The following is a 15,765-nucleotide window of genomic DNA, read 5'->3' on the forward strand; positions in this document are numbered from 1 at the left end:
AGCCACGTGATGCTGGTGGACCTGCGCGCGAAGAACATCACGGGCAAGGCAGCGGAAGCGGCGCTCGGCGCGGCGCACATCACGGTGAACAAGAACGCGATCCCGAACGATCCGGAGAAGCCGTTCGTGACGAGCGGCATCCGCCTCGGTTCGCCGGCGATGACGACGCGCGGCTTCGGCACGGCGGAAGCCGAGCAGGTCGGCAACCTGATCGCCGACGTGCTCGAGAACCCGGAAGATGCAGCGACGATCGAGCGCGTGCGCGCGCAAGTGGCCGAGCTGACGAAGCGTTTCCCGGTCTATCGCTGATCCGGCATGCGCTGCCCGTTCTGCCGGCATGAGGACACGCAGGTCGTCGACTCGCGCGTGTCCGAAGATGGCGCCGCGATTCGTCGGCGCCGTCGTTGCTCGGCTTGCGACAAGCGCTTCACGACGTACGAGCGGGTCGAGCTGAACCTGCCGGCCGTCGTGAAGAAGGACGGCAGCCGCACGGAATTCGACCGTCGCAAGATCGTCGCCAGCATGCAACTCGCGCTGCGCAAGCGGCCGGTTGCGGCTGACGCGATCGACGCGGCGGTCGCCCGCATCGAATATCAGCTGCTCGCAACCGGCGAGCGTGAAGTGCGTAGCGAGAAGCTCGGCGAGCTCGTGATGAACGAGCTGCGCGGCCTCGATACGATCGCCTATGTCCGTTTCGCGTCGGTTTACCGCCGGTTCGAGGACGTTTCCGAATTTGCCGACGTGATCGAAGAGTTCCGTCGCGCGTCCCCCTCCAAGCCTCCGCGTAAGCGCTGACGCGCTGCGTCCGTTCATCGTCTTCTCCGTGGTTCAGTTCGCGCCGATTGTGTCGGCTGCGATCGCACGTCGCCAGTCGGCCGTTCGGCCAATGGCGCGCGTTCGCTCGCGTCGCTACAGTCGACGCATCACGTTGACGGAGGGCGATCGCGATGGGACTGCACCGGCAGGGTGTTGAAAAACGCATGCGATGCGGCGGCTTCACGCTCGTCGAGTTGATGGTCGCGATCGCGCTGGCAGCCGCGATCGGACTTTACGCCGCACCCGCATTCGATCAGTGGCGCATGCGCGAACGCGTGGAGGCCCGCGCGCTCGCGCTGCTCGGTGCGCTGTCGTTCGCGCGCACCGAGGCGACGCGTCTCGGCGTGCGTGTCACGCTGTGCAGGGCCGGGCGCGATGGCGACTGCGTGCGGCACGGCGAGCGGTGCGATCCGGCGGAATGGTCGTGCGGCTGGATCGTCAGCGGGCAGTTCGACGGGCAGTCGCGCGTGCTGCGGCGCTATCCGCGCGATGCCGACGTCGCTATCGCGGGCGCGGCGCACGATCTGGCATTTGCGCCGTCGGCAGGCCAGGTGATCGGCGGGATCCGGCGTTTCGAATTGCGTCCGCAGCGTGCGCTGCCCGGCGATGACGCACGCGTATCGCGCTGCATCCGGATCGCGGCGGGCGGTCGGGCACGCGTCGTCGCCGGTCGTTGCGACGCGGCATGACGTGCGCACGCAAGTCGATGCGCGGCACGTCGCTGCTCGAAGCGGTGCTGGCCATCGCGTTGCTCGCAACCGTGATGCTGGCCGTGGCCGGCAGTCAGCTCGCGATGACGCGCACGCAGCGGGCGACGATCTGGCGTGAACGCGCGCTGTGGCTGGCCGACGCTCGCATCGAGCGCCGGCGCGCGGCGACGGGCGCCGACGACGGCATCGCGGCGCTCGCGGCTGCATCGCTGCCCGGCGGCACGATGACGCTCGACGATGGACCGGCCGGTGTCCGCTACGTGGTGGTCGGCTGGCGCGACACCAACGCCTACGCGGCGACTTCCACGCGATGTGAAGGTGCGGGCGCTACGGTCAAGCCGGCGTCGTGCGTGCGGATACCGTTTCGGGAGGCCCATGCCGATGCGGACGAACGCTGATCGCCGCAGCCGCGCGCATACGCTGCTCGAAGTGCTGATCGCGATGACCGTCGGCCTGCTCGTGCTTGCCGCGGCCGGTGCGCTGTACCACGCCCAGCGCATCGCGCAGCGGCGCGCGGAAGACGGGTTCCGGATGCGCGATGCGGCCGCGACCGCGCTGATGCTGATCGGCCAGCAGATCCAGATGGCCGGGTTTCGTCCGCTCGATGTCGAAGGGGCGTCATCGCTGCCGCCGGTGTTCGGTTGTTCCGCGGGGCGCGTGCGAGGCGATGGCGCGCAGGTGCGCTGCGAAGCCGTGCGCGCAGCGTCGGATGCGGTGCTGGTTCGGTATGTCGGCGATGCCGTGTCGACGTGGCTGACGGTCGGTGCACAGGTGTCGGATTGTCTCGGGCAGGGTGTCGGCGCTCCCGGTGAGCGGTCGCTCGTGGAAAACCGTTTCGACGCGCATGTCAGCCCGTCGACGGGCGAGCCCGAGTTGTACTGCGAGGGAAGCGGGCGCCCGGGTACGCCGCAGCCCGTCGTGTCCGGCATCGATCAGCTGCGGGTCCGTTACCTGCGTCGCGCAGGCGCGCGGTTCGTCAACGCGGAGGCGATGGGTGCCGGCGACTGGCACGATGTCGTCGCCGTGCATGTATGCGTGCGGGCGCGTGGCGAACCGATTGACGGGCCCGCGCGTCATGTCGATTGCGACGGCCGCACGGCCGTTTCGCGGGACGATCGCGCGCATCTGGTGCTGCATCGAATCGTCGCGTTGCGCAATGCCGCGGTCGCATTCGCGGATCCCGTCCGTGACGCGGCGCAGGACCACGAGGTAGCGCGATGATCCATGCAACCGAATTCGTCGGCGAGCTTGCGATGCGAATCGCGGCCGTCCGCGCAAGGGGGCGCATCGTTGCTTTCTTCGACTCGCAACATGCGGTGAGGGCCTCATGCTGAGCGGAAGAACGACGCGCGCACGCTTTCCATCCGCCAGCCGCGGCTGGCGTCGCGACGCGGGCCTTGCATTGCCTGCCGTGATCGCTGTCGGCGCGGCGGTCGCCGCGCTGACCGGCACATGGTTCGAATCCGCGCTGACGGAATCGCGCCGCACGCGTGCATTGTCGGACCGGTTGATTGCATTTCACGCGGCCGACGCAGCACTGGCAGCCTGTACCGCGCGATTGCTCCGCGGCGGGGCGCCGTACATGGACGAACCGCTATCACCCGGCGAGCCGGATGCATGGCGGCGTACGCCCGCGCTGGGCGTCGACGATGCATTCGCACCGTTCGCCTCCTGGCCGATGGCGGCCCAGCCGCCGCGTTGCCTGATCGAGGCCTGGCGAGGCGTCGGTCCGCAAGGGAGTCGCGCTTACCTCGTCACCGCGCGTGGTGTCGGCGGCCATGCGTCGAGCGTGGTCTGGCTGCAGAGCCAGGTCGCGCTGCGCGACGGACGCATTGTGGCGCAGCGCTGGCGTCGCGTCGCGGCGGTGCATCGATGAAAGCGCCTGGATTGCTGCGCCGGTCGGCGGCGTTCACGTTGCTCGAACTGATGATCGTGCTTGCGATCGTCGCTGTGCTGGCCGCGTGGGGCGTCCCGTCGTATCGCGAACATGTCGCGCGCATGCATCGCGCGTCCGCGGTTGCCGCGCTGTATCGCGCCGCTCAATATCTCGAAACGCTCGACGGCCCGGCGCCGCAGACGTTGCCGGATGCATACGCACAGGCACCGCCGGACGGGCAGGCGATTTACCGCGTGGGGCTGAAACGATCGGTCGGCGACGATGCGCAGGTCGTCTACGAACTCGTTGCGAACCCGCTCGAGGCAGGCCCGATGCGTGCCGATGCATGCGGCGCATTCACACTGCGTTCGGACGGCACGAAAGGCAATACGGGATCGAGCGACGCAGCGTCCGAGACACTGGGGCGGACATGCTGGGGCGTGCGCTGATCGCCCGATTACCCGATCGTCCGATCACGCACGGAAAACGCGCACCGCCGGATGGCCGTGCACGCCCGTCGTTGCGTATCAGTCGTCGTTCGCGGCCATTGCGCGTTCATCGCGCGACTGTTTCCAGATCCGGTAGAACTCCCACGCGGCGAAGCCGACGGTGCCCCACTTCAGCGCGGGGCCCGCGCTCGCGCGCAGCAGCGATCGAATGGGTTTCGCCAGCACGAGCGACGCGAGCGAACTCAGCATCGGATACTGGTTGACGAGCTGGCCGAGGTTCGCGTTCAGGTTCTTGGCGGACTGGCTCAACTTGCCGCTCGACAGGCCGGGGATGAACACCTTGAGCCAGCTGAAGCGCGTGACGGCGTGGCGCATTTCGGCGGCGGCTTCGGCAAGCTCGAGCCGCTCGACCTCGGATCGCAGGATCAGCAATTCCTTGCGGAGCGCGCGATGCTGCGACGCGCTCCACTTCGATCGCGACGAATGGGGGCGGGGCGAGTGGCCCGTGACGTTCTGGCTCATGGCGCGTCGGCGAAGTAGGTGAGAGGGGTGAACGCGACTGCGTTCACGGCTTGCCGCGGAAAGCCTCGCGGTCTTTCTCGAGCTCGGCGAGCGTTGCTTCGAACACGGTCGGCGCCTCGCGCAGGCCCGTGCGCGCCTTCAGCGCACATGCGATACCGGCGATCGCGTACAGCGCGGTGATGACCGCGAGCGATTGCCACCGGTAGGTGTCCCAGAACGCGATCGTGACGAGCACGGTCAGGCTGATGAGCGCCATCGTCGCGAGCATCATGGCCGCGAGCCCGAGGAACAGCACGCCCATCAGGCGTTCCTTCTCCTCGGCGAGTTCGATGCCGACCAGTTCGAGGCGCGTCTGCAGCAGGCCGATCGCGGAGCCGACGAAGCGGCGCAACGGTCCCTGGCCGGACGGCTGCGAGTGGGTGTCTGTCGTCATGAATAAGGCGCTTGCGCGCGCAGTGAGCGTCTAGGTCAAAGCTGGCCGGCGGCGAACCGCCGGCCGGCTTCGGCGCCCATGTGCCGCACCGGGCGGCGCATGGGGCGGAACGGCGCCGAGCGCGTTACTTGCGGTTGATCAGCAGGCCGATCAGCACACCGACGCCGGCGGCGACGCCGATCGACGTCCACGGATGCTCGTGCACGTAGTCGTCGGTCGCGCGCGCGGCCTTCTTGCCTTTCTCGACCACCACGACCTGGACGTCGGTTGCCTTTTCCTTGGCCTGCTTCAGGCGCGACAGGGCTTTTTCGCGCAGTTCCGCCGCACGGTCGCCCGTGCTGCTCGCCGCTTGCTTGAGCAGATCCTCGGCGTCCGCGAGAACGGTTTTGATATCCGACATCAGTTTCTCCTTGTTGATTTCCGACATTGCAACTCCCTTCATGCTGTCATGCTGCAGGTTCACATCCTAGCGAAACGCCTGCCCGCTGGCGAGCCGGGACAAATAAACGGCGGCAGTGCAAGACTGCATGGTAAACGACTCGTAATCGTCAACAGAGCTTCAGACGATACGAAAAGTTTCCCTGGACGCCATTCGTGCCGCGCCGCCACCCGGCAAAAATGACAAAAAAGTATGAATATCAAACGTAATAATCGTTCGCATGTCTCATTGCTTCCCGTAAGCTGATGGACTGTCCCGCGCCATCCAGCGCGCGGTTTCAACCAGCATCGTTCGAGGAGGGAACATCATGAGTCTGCGTCTTGGCGACATCGCACCGGATTTCGAGCAGGAATCGAGCCTGGGCCCCATCAAGTTTCACGAGTGGCTGGGCGACAGCTGGGGTGTCCTGTTCTCGCACCCGGCCGATTACACGCCGGTGTGCACGACTGAACTCGGGCTGACCTCGAAGCTGAAGGGCGAATTCGAGAAACGCAACGTGAAGGTGATCGCGCTGTCGGTCGACGGCGTCGAATCGCACAAGGGCTGGATCAACGACATCAACGAAACGCAGTCGACCGTGGTCGGTTTCCCGATCATCGCCGACGCGGACCGCAAGGTTTCGCAGCTGTACGACATGATCCACCCGAACGCGAACGAAACGCTGACGGTGCGCTCGCTGTTCGTGATCGATCCGAACAAGAAGGTGCGGCTCACCATCACCTATCCGGCCAGCACCGGCCGTAACTTCGACGAAGTGTTGCGCGTGATCGACTCGCTGCAGCTGACCGACAATTACAAGGTCGCGACGCCCGGCAACTGGAAGGACGGCGACGACGTCGTGATCGTGCCGTCGCTGCAGGATCCGGAAGAGCTGAAGAAACGCTTCCCGAAGGGTTTCAACGCCGTGCGGCCGTACCTGCGCCTCACGCCGCAGCCGAACAAGTAAGGAGCGGCTGCCGCCTCGGCGGCGCGTGACGAACGCGCGTCGATGAAAACGGCCCGCCCGGCAGCGATGCCGGGCGGGCCGTGTCGTTTCAGCGGCGACGATGCGACGCGAAGGGCGCCGCGCCGGGCAGGCGAATGATCAGAAGAATGCCTGGATGCCCGTCTGGGCGCGGCCGAGGATCAGCGCATGGATATCGTGCGTGCCTTCGTACGTATTCACCACTTCGAGGTTCACGAGGTGGCGCGCGACGCCGAATTCGTCCGAGATGCCGTTGCCGCCGAGCATGTCGCGCGCGAGCCGCGCGATGTCGAGTGCCTTGCCGCACGAGTTGCGCTTCATGATCGACGTGATCTCGACGGCCGCCGTGCCTTCGTCCTTCATCCGGCCGAGACGCAGCACGCCTTGCAGGCCGAGCGTGATTTCGGTCTGCATGTCGGCGAGCTTCTTCTGGATCAACTGGTTCGCGGCGAGCGGGCGGCCGAACTGCTTGCGGTCGAGCACGTACTGGCGCGCGGTGTGCCAGCAGGACTCGGCTGCGCCGAGCGCGCCCCAGGCGATCCCGTAGCGCGCCGAGTTCAGGCACGTGAACGGGCCGCGCAGGCCGCTCACGTCCGGCATCAGGTTCTCTTCGGGCACGAACACCTCGTCGAGGACGATCTCGCCGGTGATCGACGCACGCAGCCCGACCTTGCCGTGGATCGCCGGCGCCGACAGTCCCTTCCAGCCCTTCTCGAGAATGAAGCCGCGGATCGCGTCCTTGCCGTTTTCTTCCAGTTTCGCCCACACGACGAACACGTCGGCGATCGGCGAGTTGGTGATCCACATCTTCGCGCCGGACAGCGAATAGCCGCCGGGCACCTTCTTCGCGCGCGTGACCATGCTGCCCGGGTCGGAGCCGTGGTTCGGCTCGGTCAGCCCGAAGCAGCCGATCCATTCGCCGCTCGCGAGCTTCGGCAGGTATTTCTGCTTCTGCGCGTCCGAGCCGAATTCGTGAATCGGCACCATCACGAGCGACGACTGCACGGACATCATCGAGCGGTAGCCGGAGTCGACGCGCTCGACTTCGCGCGCGATCAGCCCGTAGCTCACGTAATTGAGACCGGGGCCGCCGTATTCTTCAGGAATCGTCGGGCCGAGCAGGCCGATCTCGCCCATCTCGCGGAAGATCTCGGCGTCGGTGCGCTCGTGGCGGAACGCTTCGGTCACGCGCGGCGCGAGCTTGTCCCGCGCGTACGCGTGCGCGGCATCGCGCACCATCCGCTCTTCTTCGGTCAGTTGCTGGTCGAGCAGCAGCGGATCGTCCCAATGAAAAGTTGCAGCAACCATCGTTTCATCTCCTGTCGGCCCCGGGTTGGCGCTTCGCCGCCTGGCCCGATGTCTAAAGTTCGCTTGACTCAGGTTCCGCTGTGCGGAACAATGTTTTGCAAAACGAACCCAGTGTAGCATCAGATGACGCTTTCAACCATCGACGAAACCACGATCGACGAACGCAAGTTCGTCGTTGCGCTCGCGCGCGGGCTCGACCTGCTGCGCGCCTTCCGGCCCGGCGAGACGATGCTCGGCAATCGCGACTTCGCGGAGCGCACCGGGCTGCCGAAGGCGACGGTGAACCGGCTCGCCTACACGCTGACCGTGCTCGGCTACCTGCGCTACGACGAGACGCTCGGAAAGTATGCGCTCGACGCCGGCGTGCTGTCGCTCGGCTACGCGCTGCTGTCCGGCTCGGGCACCCTCGATCTCGCGCGGCCGCACATGCAGGCGCTCGCGCGCGAGATCGGCGCGGCCGTGTCGCTCGGCTGCCGGGACGGGCTCGACATGATCTATCTGGAGACGATCCGCAGCGAAACGGCGCTGACGCTCGGGCTGGCGCCCGGCTCGCGGCTGTCGATGCTGACGAGCTCGATGGGGCGCGCGTACCTGGCCGTGCAGCCGGAGGACGTGCGCCGCGCGCTCTACGCGGATCTGCACCGGGCGGCGGGCGGCGCGGCCGATGCGGATGCACTCGTCGCGGCAGCCCAGGACGCGGTGGCCGAATTCTCCGCGGGCGGATGCTGTTATTCGTTCCGCGCGTGGCACATGGACGTGAACGCGGCGGCCGTGCCGTTTCGCGAGCCGCGCGAGGGGCGCTGGCTGATCCTGAGCTGCAGCGGGCCTGCGTCGTCGATGGACGAGGACGTGTTCCGCACGCAGGTCGGGCCGAAGCTGAAGGCGCTCGCGCAGCGGCTCGGGCAGACGGGCTGAAACAGGCCCTGCGCGGCGTGTCGCCGGGGCGCCCGGGCACGCGAGCGGGCGCGCCGACATCCCGATCCTCACCGCTACCCGCTCGCTGAATCGAATCCACGATCCTGCGCGGCGCTCCCCGCGCGCCGGCAGCCACACCGCCAATCAGGCCGTGACGACCTTCGCGAACACCGGCCCCTGCATGAACCGCACGTCGTGCTGGCGCAGCAGCTCGCACTGCGTCTCGTCGACGACGCCGTCGAAAATCAGCGGAATCCGCACGCGCTGCGCATACGCGACCAGCGCCTTCACCATCCCGTCGCGCAGCGCGATGCCCGCATCCATCTTGATGTAGTCGGGTCGCGCCATCTCCGATTCGACCGCGAGGATCCGGCCCGGGTCGGGCAGCTTGTCGGCGACCTTGAAGCCGTGATGCTGGTAGCTGCGCGTCAGGTAGCCGAGGAAGGTCTTGTGCGCGACCGCGACGGCCGGCAGCTCGATCACGATCCGCTCGGTCGGCAGCCCGAAGCGCTGCAGCACCGACGAGAAATGCTTGCCGTGGTCGTACTTCACGCTCTTGAGCAGCCGCTCGTGCACGCGCAGGAACAGCAGCCCGTGACGTTGCGCGCCGAAGAAGTTGATCGCGTGCAGCGCGCGCGACAGCCGGTCGATCGCGACGAGTGTCTGGTCGTCGACGGCCGAATCGACCGGGTCGTGCGGCGTGCCCGTGACCAGCGTGACGGCCTGGAAGCCGAGTTCGTCGCCGTAGCGCTCGATCGCGTCCGCGAACGACGTCGACTGCGGCGCGCCGGGCATCGTCACGTCGTAGATCGGTTCATAGGCGCTCGCGAGCGTGCGCTCCGGCAGATTGGCGCACGCGGTGCCGCCCTCGGCGAGCGCAAGGTGTTCACGCAGATACGGCAGTTGCCCGGCACGGACGACCAGCTCGGGAATGTTGGGCGGAATCATCGGCGTGGGAAGGAAAAAATGGCGGCCGAAAGGGCCGCCTCATCTCTCGATATTAGCAGCGCGAGCCCGGCTCGGCTTGGCGTTTCGCTCATATGGTTATCCCGTTCCGGAACCGGCGGCTAGGGTTTACGTTGATTTCACTATTCGTAATTGGTTTTACTATTCGTAAATCCAAGAATATGTCGCCGATCAAGAAAAGCGGCGTTCGGGCGCCCGCAGCGGTGCCGTTTCCCGAATCGGATCAACAGGAAGCAAGGAGCGAGACGTGGCGGTTGACAGGAAGTGGACGGAACAGGGCGGGCCGCGGCGGCGGCGGGCAACGGGCATGAGCGGAACGACGCTGCGCGCGCCGGCATGCGCACGGCAGGGTTGAGGAGCGGATGGCGACCATGAGCATCGATTACCAGACGCTGAAGTTCGACTACCGGCCGCGCGCGACGCGCGCCGCCGGCGATGACGCGACCCTCCACCCGGTGATCGTCGTCGGCGCGGGCCCGGTGGGCCTGTCGGCCGCGATCGACCTGGCGCAGCAGGGCGTGCCGGTCGTGCTGCTCGACGACGACGACACGCTGTCGACGGGCTCGCGCGCGATCTGCTTCGCGAAGCGCACGCTCGAGATCTTCGACCGGCTCGGCTGCGGCGAGCGCTTCGTCGACAAGGGCGTGAGCTGGCATGTCGGCAAGGTGTTCCTGCAGGACGAACAGCTGTATGCGTTCGACCTGCTGCCGGAGGAAGGCCACGCGCGTCCCGCGTTCATCAACCTGCAGCAGTACTACGTCGAAGGCTATCTGGCCGAGCGCGCGTTCGCGCTGCCCAACCTCGACATTCGCTGGAAGCACAAGGTGACGGGCGTCGCGCAATCGGCGGAACACGCCACGCTCACCGTCGAGACGCCGGAAGGGATCGAGACGCTGCGTGCGCAATACGTGATCGCGGCCGACGGCTCGCGCAGCCCGATGCGCGCGGCGATGGGCCTCGAGAGCCGCGGCCGCACGTTCAAGGACCGCTTCCTGATCGCCGACGTGAAGATGAAGGCGGAATTCCCGACCGAACGCTGGTTCTGGTTCGATCCGCCGTTCCATCGCAACCAGTCGGTGCTGCTGCACCGTCAGCCCGACAACGTGTGGCGCATCGACTTCCAGCTCGGCTGGGACGCCGATCCGGTCGCCGAGAAGCAGCCGGAACGCGTGATCCCGCGCGTGCGCGCGCTGCTCGGGCCGGACGTCGAGTTCGAGCTCGAATGGGTGAGCGTCTATACGTTCCGCTGCCAGCGGATGGACACGTTCCGTCACGGCCGCGTGCTGTTCGCGGGCGATTCCGCGCACGGCGTGTCGCCGTTCGGTGCGCGCGGCGCGAACAGCGGCGTGCAGGACGCGGACAACCTCGCGTGGAAGCTGAAGCTCGTGCTCGACGGCCGCGCTGACGACCGCCTGCTCGACACCTACGCGAGCGAGCGCGAGTTCGCGGCCGACGAGAACATCCGCAATTCGACGCGCTCGACCGATTTCATCACGCCGAAGAGCGCGGTGTCGCGCGTGTTCCGCGACGCGACACTGAAGCTTGCGCGCGACTGCGAATTCGCGCGCAAGCTCGTGAACAGCGGCCGCCTGTCGGTGCCTGCCGTGCTGACCGATTCGCCGCTGAACACGCCGGACCGCAACGGCGACGCGTTCGCGTGCGCGATGCGGCCGGGCGCGGCGGCGGCCGATGCGCCGGTGCGCGCGCAGGGTGCGTCCGGCTGGCTGCTGCGGCATCTGGGCGACGGCTTCGCGGGCATGCTGTTCGGGCTGCCGGGCGACGCCGCCGCGCTCGCGCAGGCGCTCGACGGCCTCGCGCTGCCGGTGCGGCCGGTGCTGGTCGTGCCGGCCGGGCACGCGCAACCGGTGGCCGGCGTCGACGTCGTGGAGGACGTCGACGGTTTCGTCGCGCAACGCTACGACGCGAAGCCCGGCACGTTCTACCTGCTGCGTCCCGACCAGCACGTCTGCGCACGGATGCGCACGCTCGAGCGCCAGGCGATCGCCGACGCACTGGCGCGCGCGACCTGCGCACGCGCAACCGCGCATTGACCACGACAACGATACCGGAGACACCCGTCATGCCCCGACTCGACACCCGCCCGCGCCTGGCCGATCCGGACGCGTTCTACGAAGCGCTGATCGACATGCATCGCGACCTGTCGGACGCCGACAGCCAGCTCGTCAACGCGAAGCTGATCCTGCTGCTCGCGAACCAGATCGGCGACGCCGACGTGCTGCGCGAAGCGATGGCGCTCGCGCGCCAGGGCGTGACGCCGCCCGTGCATCCGGCCGCCGAGGCGGCGCAATGAGCGCGGCGCCGGCCGACGCGCGCGTGCTCGAAGTCGAGCGCGTGATCGACGACACGCATCGCCCGGGCTTTCACTGGATGCTGCTCGTGTTGTGCGGGCTGTGTCTCGTGATCGACGGCTTCGATGCGCAGGCGATGGGGTATGTCGCGCCGAGCGTGATCGCCGAATGGGGCGTGCCGAAGCAGGCGCTCGGGCCCGTGTTCAGCGCGAGCCTGTTCGGGATGCTGCTCGGCGCGCTCGGGTTGTCGGTGCTGGCCGACCGGATCGGGCGGCGCCCGGTGCTGATCGGCTCGACGCTGTTCTTCGCGGTGACGATGCTCGCGACGCCGTTCGCGGGTTCGATCCCGGTGCTGATGGCGCTGCGCTTCGTCACGGGCCTCGGCCTCGGCTGCATCATGCCGAACGCGATGGCGCTGGTCGGCGAGTTCAGCCCGGCCGCCCATCGCGTGAAGCGGATGATGATCGTGTCGTGCGGCTTCACGCTCGGCGCCGCGCTCGGCGGCTTCATCAGCGCCGCGCTGATTCCGGCGCTCGGCTGGCGCTCGGTGTTCTTCGTCGGCGGCGCGGTGCCGCTGGTGCTGACGCTCGCGATGTTCGCGCGGCTGCCCGAATCGCTGCAGTTCCTGGTGCTGAAAGGGCGCGACGCGCAGGCACGCGCCTGGCTCGCGCGCTTCGCGCCGCAGGCCGGCATCGACGCGAACACGCGCCTCGTCGTGCGCGAGCGCGCGGCGAGCGGCGCGCCGGTCGCCGAGCTGTTCCGTCATGGCCGCCTGCCGGTCACGCTGCTGCTGTGGGCAATCAGCTTCATGAACCTGATCGACCTGTACTTCCTGTCGAACTGGCTGCCGACGGTGATGCGCGACGCGGGCTATTCGCCGGGAACGGCGGTGATCGTCGGCACTGTGCTGCAGACGGGCGGCGTGATCGGCACGCTGTCGCTCGGCTGGTTCATCGAACGCTACGGCTTCGTGCGCGTGCTGTTCGCGTGCTTCGCATGCGCGGCCGTGTCGGTGGGGCTGATCGGCTCGGTCGCGCATGCGCTGCCGTGGCTGCTGCTCGTCGTGTTCGCCGGCGGGTTCTGCGTGGTCGGCGGGCAGCCGGCCGTGAACGCGCTCGCGGGCCAGTATTACCCGACGTCGCTGCGCTCGACCGGCATCGGCTGGAGCCTCGGCATCGGCCGGATCGGCTCGGTGCTCGGGCCGCTCGTCGGCGGACAACTGATTGCGCTCAACTGGACCAACGGCGCGCTGTTCCATGCGGCCGCGGTGCCCGTGCTGTGCTCGGCGCTGTTCGTGCTGGGCCTGGCCGGCGTCACGCGGCGCAGCGGGGCGCAGGCGCCGAACGCCGCCTTGAATTGATGGAGAAAGGAAACGATGACGCTTGACCTGTCGAAACCGGCGACCGCCGGCTACCTGAGCGGATTCGCGAACGAATTCGCGACCGAGGCGCTGCCCGGCGCGCTGCCGCACGGCCGCAACTCGCCGCAGCGCGCGCCGTACGGGCTGTATGCGGAGCAGCTGTCGGGCACCGCGTTTACCGCACCGCGCAGCCACAACCGCCGCTCGTGGCTGTACCGGATCCGGCCGGCGGCCGTGCACCGGCCGTTCGAGCCGTTCACGGGCCCGCAGCGGCTCGTGTCGGAATTCGGCGATTCGGCCGACGTGCCGCCGACGCCGCCGAACCAGCTGCGCTGGGATCCGCTGCCGATGCCGGTCGAGCCGACCGATTTCGTCGAAGGGCTCGTGACGATGGCCGGCAACGGCTCGGCGGCCGCGATGAACGGCTGTGCGATCCACCTGTACGCGGCGAACCGCTCGATGCAGGACCGCTTTTTCTACAGCGCCGATGGCGAGCTGCTGATCGTGCCGCAGCAGGGGCGGCTCTTCATCGCGACCGAATTCGGCCGGCTCAACGTCGAGCCGTTCGAGATCGCGGTGATTCCGCGCGGCGTGCGTTTTTCCGTCGCGCTGCCGGACGGCGATGCGCGCGGCTACATCTGCGAGAACTTCGGCGCGCTGCTGCGCCTGCCGGACCTCGGCCCCATCGGTTCGAACGGCCTCGCGAACCCGCGCGATTTCCTCACGCCGCAGGCCGCGTACGAGGATCGCGAGGGCGCGTTCGAGCTGGTCGCGAAGCTGAACGGGCGCCTGTGGCGCGCGGACATCGGCCATTCGCCGTTCGACGTCGTCGCGTGGCACGGCAACTACGCGCCGTACAAATACGACCTGCGCCTGTTCAACACGATCGGCTCGATCAGCTTCGACCATCCCGATCCGTCGATCTTTCTCGTGCTGCAGTCGCCCAGCGACACGCCGGGCGTCGACACGATCGACTTCGTGATCTTCCCGCCGCGCTGGCTCGCGGCCGAGGATACGTTCCGCCCGCCTTGGTTCCACCGCAACGTCGCGAGCGAGTTCATGGGGCTCGTGCACGGCGCGTACGACGCGAAGGCCGAAGGCTTCGTGCCGGGTGGCGCGAGCCTGCACAACTGCATGTCGGGCCACGGGCCGGACGCGGACACGTTCGAGAAGGCGTCGGCGAGCGACACGACGAAGCCGCACAAGGTCGACGCGACGATGGCGTTCATGTTCGAAACCCGCACGCTGATCCGGCCGACGCGCTATGCGCTCGACACCGCGCAGCTGCAGGCCGACTACTTCGAATGCTGGCAAGGCATCAGGAAACACTTCAATCCGGAGCAACGATGAGCGATACCCAAGACTGGCGCGCGACGCTCGACCCGGCTCGCAAGAGCTGGGTCGAGACGGCGAACGATCCCGCCTGCGATTTCCCGATCCAGAACCTGCCGTTCGGGATCTTCAGCGATGCGAAGCAACCGGCGCGCCGCGCGGGCGTCGCGCTCGGCGACCAGATCGTCGACCTCGCCGCGCTCGCGCGTGCGGGCCTCGTGACGCTGCCGGCCGGCGCCGACGTGTTCGCCGCGCCGACGCTCAATGCGTTCATCGCGCTCGGCCGCGATGCGTGGCGCAGCGTGCGTGTGCAACTGTCGACGCTGTTTTCGCGCGACGACGCGCGACTGCGCGATGACGCCGCGTTGCGCGCGCAAGCGCTCGTCGCACAGCGCGATGCGACGCTGCACCTGCCGGTCGACATTCCCGGCTACACCGATTTCTATTCGTCGAAGGAGCATGCGACCAACGTCGGCTCGATGTTTCGCGATCCGAAGAATGCGCTGCTGCCGAACTGGTCGGAGATGCCGATCGGCTACAACGGCCGTGCGTCGTCGGTGGTCGTGAGCGGCACGCCGGTGCGGCGCCCGAATGGGCAGCTGAAGCTGCCCGACCAGGAGCGTCCGGTGTTCGGCGCGTGCCGCAAGCTCGACATCGAACTGGAGACGGGCTTCATCGTCGGCCGCGGCAATGCGCTCGGCGAGCCGATCGCGTGCGAGGATGCCGAAGCGCACATCTTCGGGATGGTGCTGCTGAACGACTGGAGCGCGCGCGACATCCAGCAGTGGGAATACGTGCCGCTCGGCCCGTTCAACTCGAAGGGCTTCGCGACGACGATCTCGCCCTGGATCGTCACGCTCGACGCGCTCGAACCGTTTCGCGTCGCGCAGCCCGAACAGTCGCCGCAGCCGCTCGCGTATCTGCGGCACGCGGGCAAGCATGCATTCGACATCGCGCTCGAAGTGACGCTGCGCGCCGAAGGTGCGCCCGAAGCGACGTCGATCTGCCGCACCAACTTCAGGCACATGTACTGGACGATGGCGCAGCAGCTCGCGCATCACACGGTCGCAGGCTGCAACACGCGCGTGGGCGACCTGATGGGTTCGGGCACGATCAGCGGGCCGACGAAGGATTCGTTCGGCAGCCTGCTCGAACTGACGTGGAACGGCAAGGAGCCGCTCGCGCTGAACGGCGGCGGCAGCCGCGCGTTCATCGAGGACGGCGACGAGCTCACGCTCGCCGGGTGGTGCCAGGGCGATGGTTATCGCGTCGGCTTCGGCACCTGTGCCGGCAAGATCCTTCCCGCGCGGGGCGCGTGACGGATCGCGGCGCGACATGTAGCGCGTAGTCCGGAAGGACAGGGCGG

Annotated in this window: 18 protein-coding genes and 1 pseudogene; 14 read left to right on the forward strand and 5 right to left on the reverse strand. The window is 67.8% G+C overall.

Going from position 1 to position 15,765, the window contains the following annotated elements; translation table 11 throughout:
* The 7 genes and pseudogenes from glyA to DIE17_RS28810 form a co-directional block, all read left to right on the forward strand.
* Positions 1–309: pseudogene (gene glyA, locus DIE17_RS28780) on the forward strand (serine hydroxymethyltransferase); the annotation flags it as partial.
* 6 nt (positions 310–315) lie between these two features.
* On the forward strand, positions 316–795 hold the full coding sequence (gene nrdR / locus DIE17_RS28785) for a transcriptional regulator NrdR (RefSeq protein WP_006760615.1): 480 nt from the start codon (positions 316–318) through the stop codon (positions 793–795).
* 152 nt (positions 796–947) lie between these two features.
* On the forward strand, positions 948–1,505 hold the full coding sequence (locus tag DIE17_RS28790) for a GspH/FimT family pseudopilin (RefSeq protein WP_124488704.1): 558 nt from the start codon (positions 948–950) through the stop codon (positions 1,503–1,505).
* Entirely contained in the window at positions 1,502–1,924 is a 423-nt protein-coding gene (locus DIE17_RS28795; RefSeq protein WP_044844097.1) for a hypothetical protein, read from the forward strand. The genes DIE17_RS28790 and DIE17_RS28795 overlap by 4 nt, the downstream gene beginning before the upstream one ends.
* Positions 1,908–2,747: a PilW family protein gene (locus tag DIE17_RS28800; RefSeq protein ID WP_124488705.1), complete on the forward strand. Its 840-nt coding sequence runs from the start codon at positions 1,908–1,910 to the stop codon at positions 2,745–2,747. Before DIE17_RS28795 ends, DIE17_RS28800 begins: the two co-directional genes overlap by 17 nt.
* A 106-nt stretch (positions 2,748–2,853) precedes the next feature.
* Positions 2,854–3,402, forward strand: coding sequence for a pilus assembly protein (locus DIE17_RS28805; protein WP_124488706.1), 549 nt, complete (start codon positions 2,854–2,856; stop codon positions 3,400–3,402).
* Positions 3,399–3,851: a type IV pilin protein gene (locus DIE17_RS28810; protein ID WP_124488707.1), complete on the forward strand. Its 453-nt coding sequence runs from the start codon at positions 3,399–3,401 to the stop codon at positions 3,849–3,851. Before DIE17_RS28805 ends, DIE17_RS28810 begins: the two co-directional genes overlap by 4 nt.
* Positions 3,852–3,929: 78 nt before the next feature.
* On the opposite strand, the gene DIE17_RS28815 is transcribed toward DIE17_RS28810, so the two are convergent.
* The 3 genes from DIE17_RS28815 to DIE17_RS28825 form a co-directional block, all read right to left on the reverse strand.
* Positions 3,930–4,373 carry a DUF3318 domain-containing protein gene (locus DIE17_RS28815; RefSeq protein WP_124488708.1) on the reverse strand — a complete coding sequence of 148 codons (444 nt, stop codon included), beginning with the start codon at positions 4,371–4,373 and terminating at the stop codon, positions 3,930–3,932.
* Between the two features lie 43 nt (positions 4,374–4,416).
* Positions 4,417–4,806 carry a phage holin family protein gene (locus DIE17_RS28820; RefSeq protein WP_044844100.1) on the reverse strand — a complete coding sequence of 130 codons (390 nt, stop codon included), beginning with the start codon at positions 4,804–4,806 and terminating at the stop codon, positions 4,417–4,419.
* A 124-nt stretch (positions 4,807–4,930) separates the two neighbouring features.
* Positions 4,931–5,233, reverse strand: a complete 303-nt coding sequence (locus DIE17_RS28825; RefSeq protein ID WP_044844101.1) for a YqjD family protein — start codon at positions 5,231–5,233, stop codon at positions 4,931–4,933.
* Between the two features lie 319 nt (positions 5,234–5,552).
* On the opposite strand from DIE17_RS28825, the gene DIE17_RS28830 reads away from it, so the two are divergent.
* Positions 5,553–6,191 (forward strand): peroxiredoxin, encoded by a 639-nt coding sequence (locus DIE17_RS28830; protein WP_034182833.1) that lies wholly within the window; start codon positions 5,553–5,555, stop codon positions 6,189–6,191.
* 138 nt (positions 6,192–6,329) lie between these two features.
* Here the strand turns inward: DIE17_RS28830 and DIE17_RS28835 are convergent, their stop codons facing one another.
* A complete protein-coding gene (locus DIE17_RS28835; RefSeq protein ID WP_124488709.1) occupies positions 6,330–7,517 on the reverse strand; it encodes an acyl-CoA dehydrogenase in 1,188 nt (395 codons plus the stop codon).
* 123 nt (positions 7,518–7,640) lie between these two features.
* Here DIE17_RS28835 and DIE17_RS28840 point away from each other — a divergent pair, with 123 nt between their 5' ends.
* Positions 7,641–8,432 carry an IclR family transcriptional regulator gene (locus DIE17_RS28840; RefSeq protein ID WP_124488710.1) on the forward strand — a complete coding sequence of 264 codons (792 nt, stop codon included), beginning with the start codon at positions 7,641–7,643 and terminating at the stop codon, positions 8,430–8,432.
* A gap of 144 nt (positions 8,433–8,576) precedes the next feature.
* Here the strand turns inward: DIE17_RS28840 and DIE17_RS28845 are convergent, their stop codons facing one another.
* Positions 8,577–9,380, reverse strand: coding sequence for an EAL domain-containing protein (locus tag DIE17_RS28845; protein WP_044844104.1), 804 nt, complete (start codon positions 9,378–9,380; stop codon positions 8,577–8,579).
* A 380-nt stretch (positions 9,381–9,760) separates the two neighbouring features.
* Between DIE17_RS28845 and DIE17_RS28855 the strand changes: the two genes are divergently transcribed.
* Genes DIE17_RS28855 through fahA form a run of 5 tightly spaced genes read left to right on the forward strand, consistent with a single transcriptional unit; the run spans position 9,761 to position 15,718 of the window.
* Positions 9,761–11,449, forward strand: coding sequence for an FAD-dependent oxidoreductase (locus tag DIE17_RS28855; RefSeq protein ID WP_124488711.1), 1,689 nt, complete (start codon positions 9,761–9,763; stop codon positions 11,447–11,449).
* A 29-nt stretch (positions 11,450–11,478) separates the two neighbouring features.
* Positions 11,479–11,709 (forward strand): DUF2783 domain-containing protein, encoded by a 231-nt coding sequence (locus tag DIE17_RS28860; protein ID WP_044844106.1) that lies wholly within the window; start codon positions 11,479–11,481, stop codon positions 11,707–11,709.
* Positions 11,706–13,067: an MFS transporter gene (locus tag DIE17_RS28865; RefSeq protein ID WP_124488712.1), complete on the forward strand. Its 1,362-nt coding sequence runs from the start codon at positions 11,706–11,708 to the stop codon at positions 13,065–13,067. The genes DIE17_RS28860 and DIE17_RS28865 overlap by 4 nt, the downstream gene beginning before the upstream one ends.
* 15 nt (positions 13,068–13,082) lie before the next feature.
* Positions 13,083–14,417, forward strand: coding sequence for a homogentisate 1,2-dioxygenase (gene hmgA, locus DIE17_RS28870; protein WP_124488713.1), 1,335 nt, complete (start codon positions 13,083–13,085; stop codon positions 14,415–14,417).
* A complete protein-coding gene (fahA, locus tag DIE17_RS28875) occupies positions 14,414–15,718 on the forward strand; it encodes a fumarylacetoacetase (protein ID WP_124488714.1) in 1,305 nt (434 codons plus the stop codon). The genes hmgA and fahA overlap by 4 nt, the downstream gene beginning before the upstream one ends.
* Positions 15,719–15,765 lie beyond the last annotated feature (47 nt).

It is taken from the genome of Burkholderia sp. Bp9099 (assembly GCF_003857805.1).
Taxonomy (GTDB): domain Bacteria; phylum Pseudomonadota; class Gammaproteobacteria; order Burkholderiales; family Burkholderiaceae; genus Burkholderia.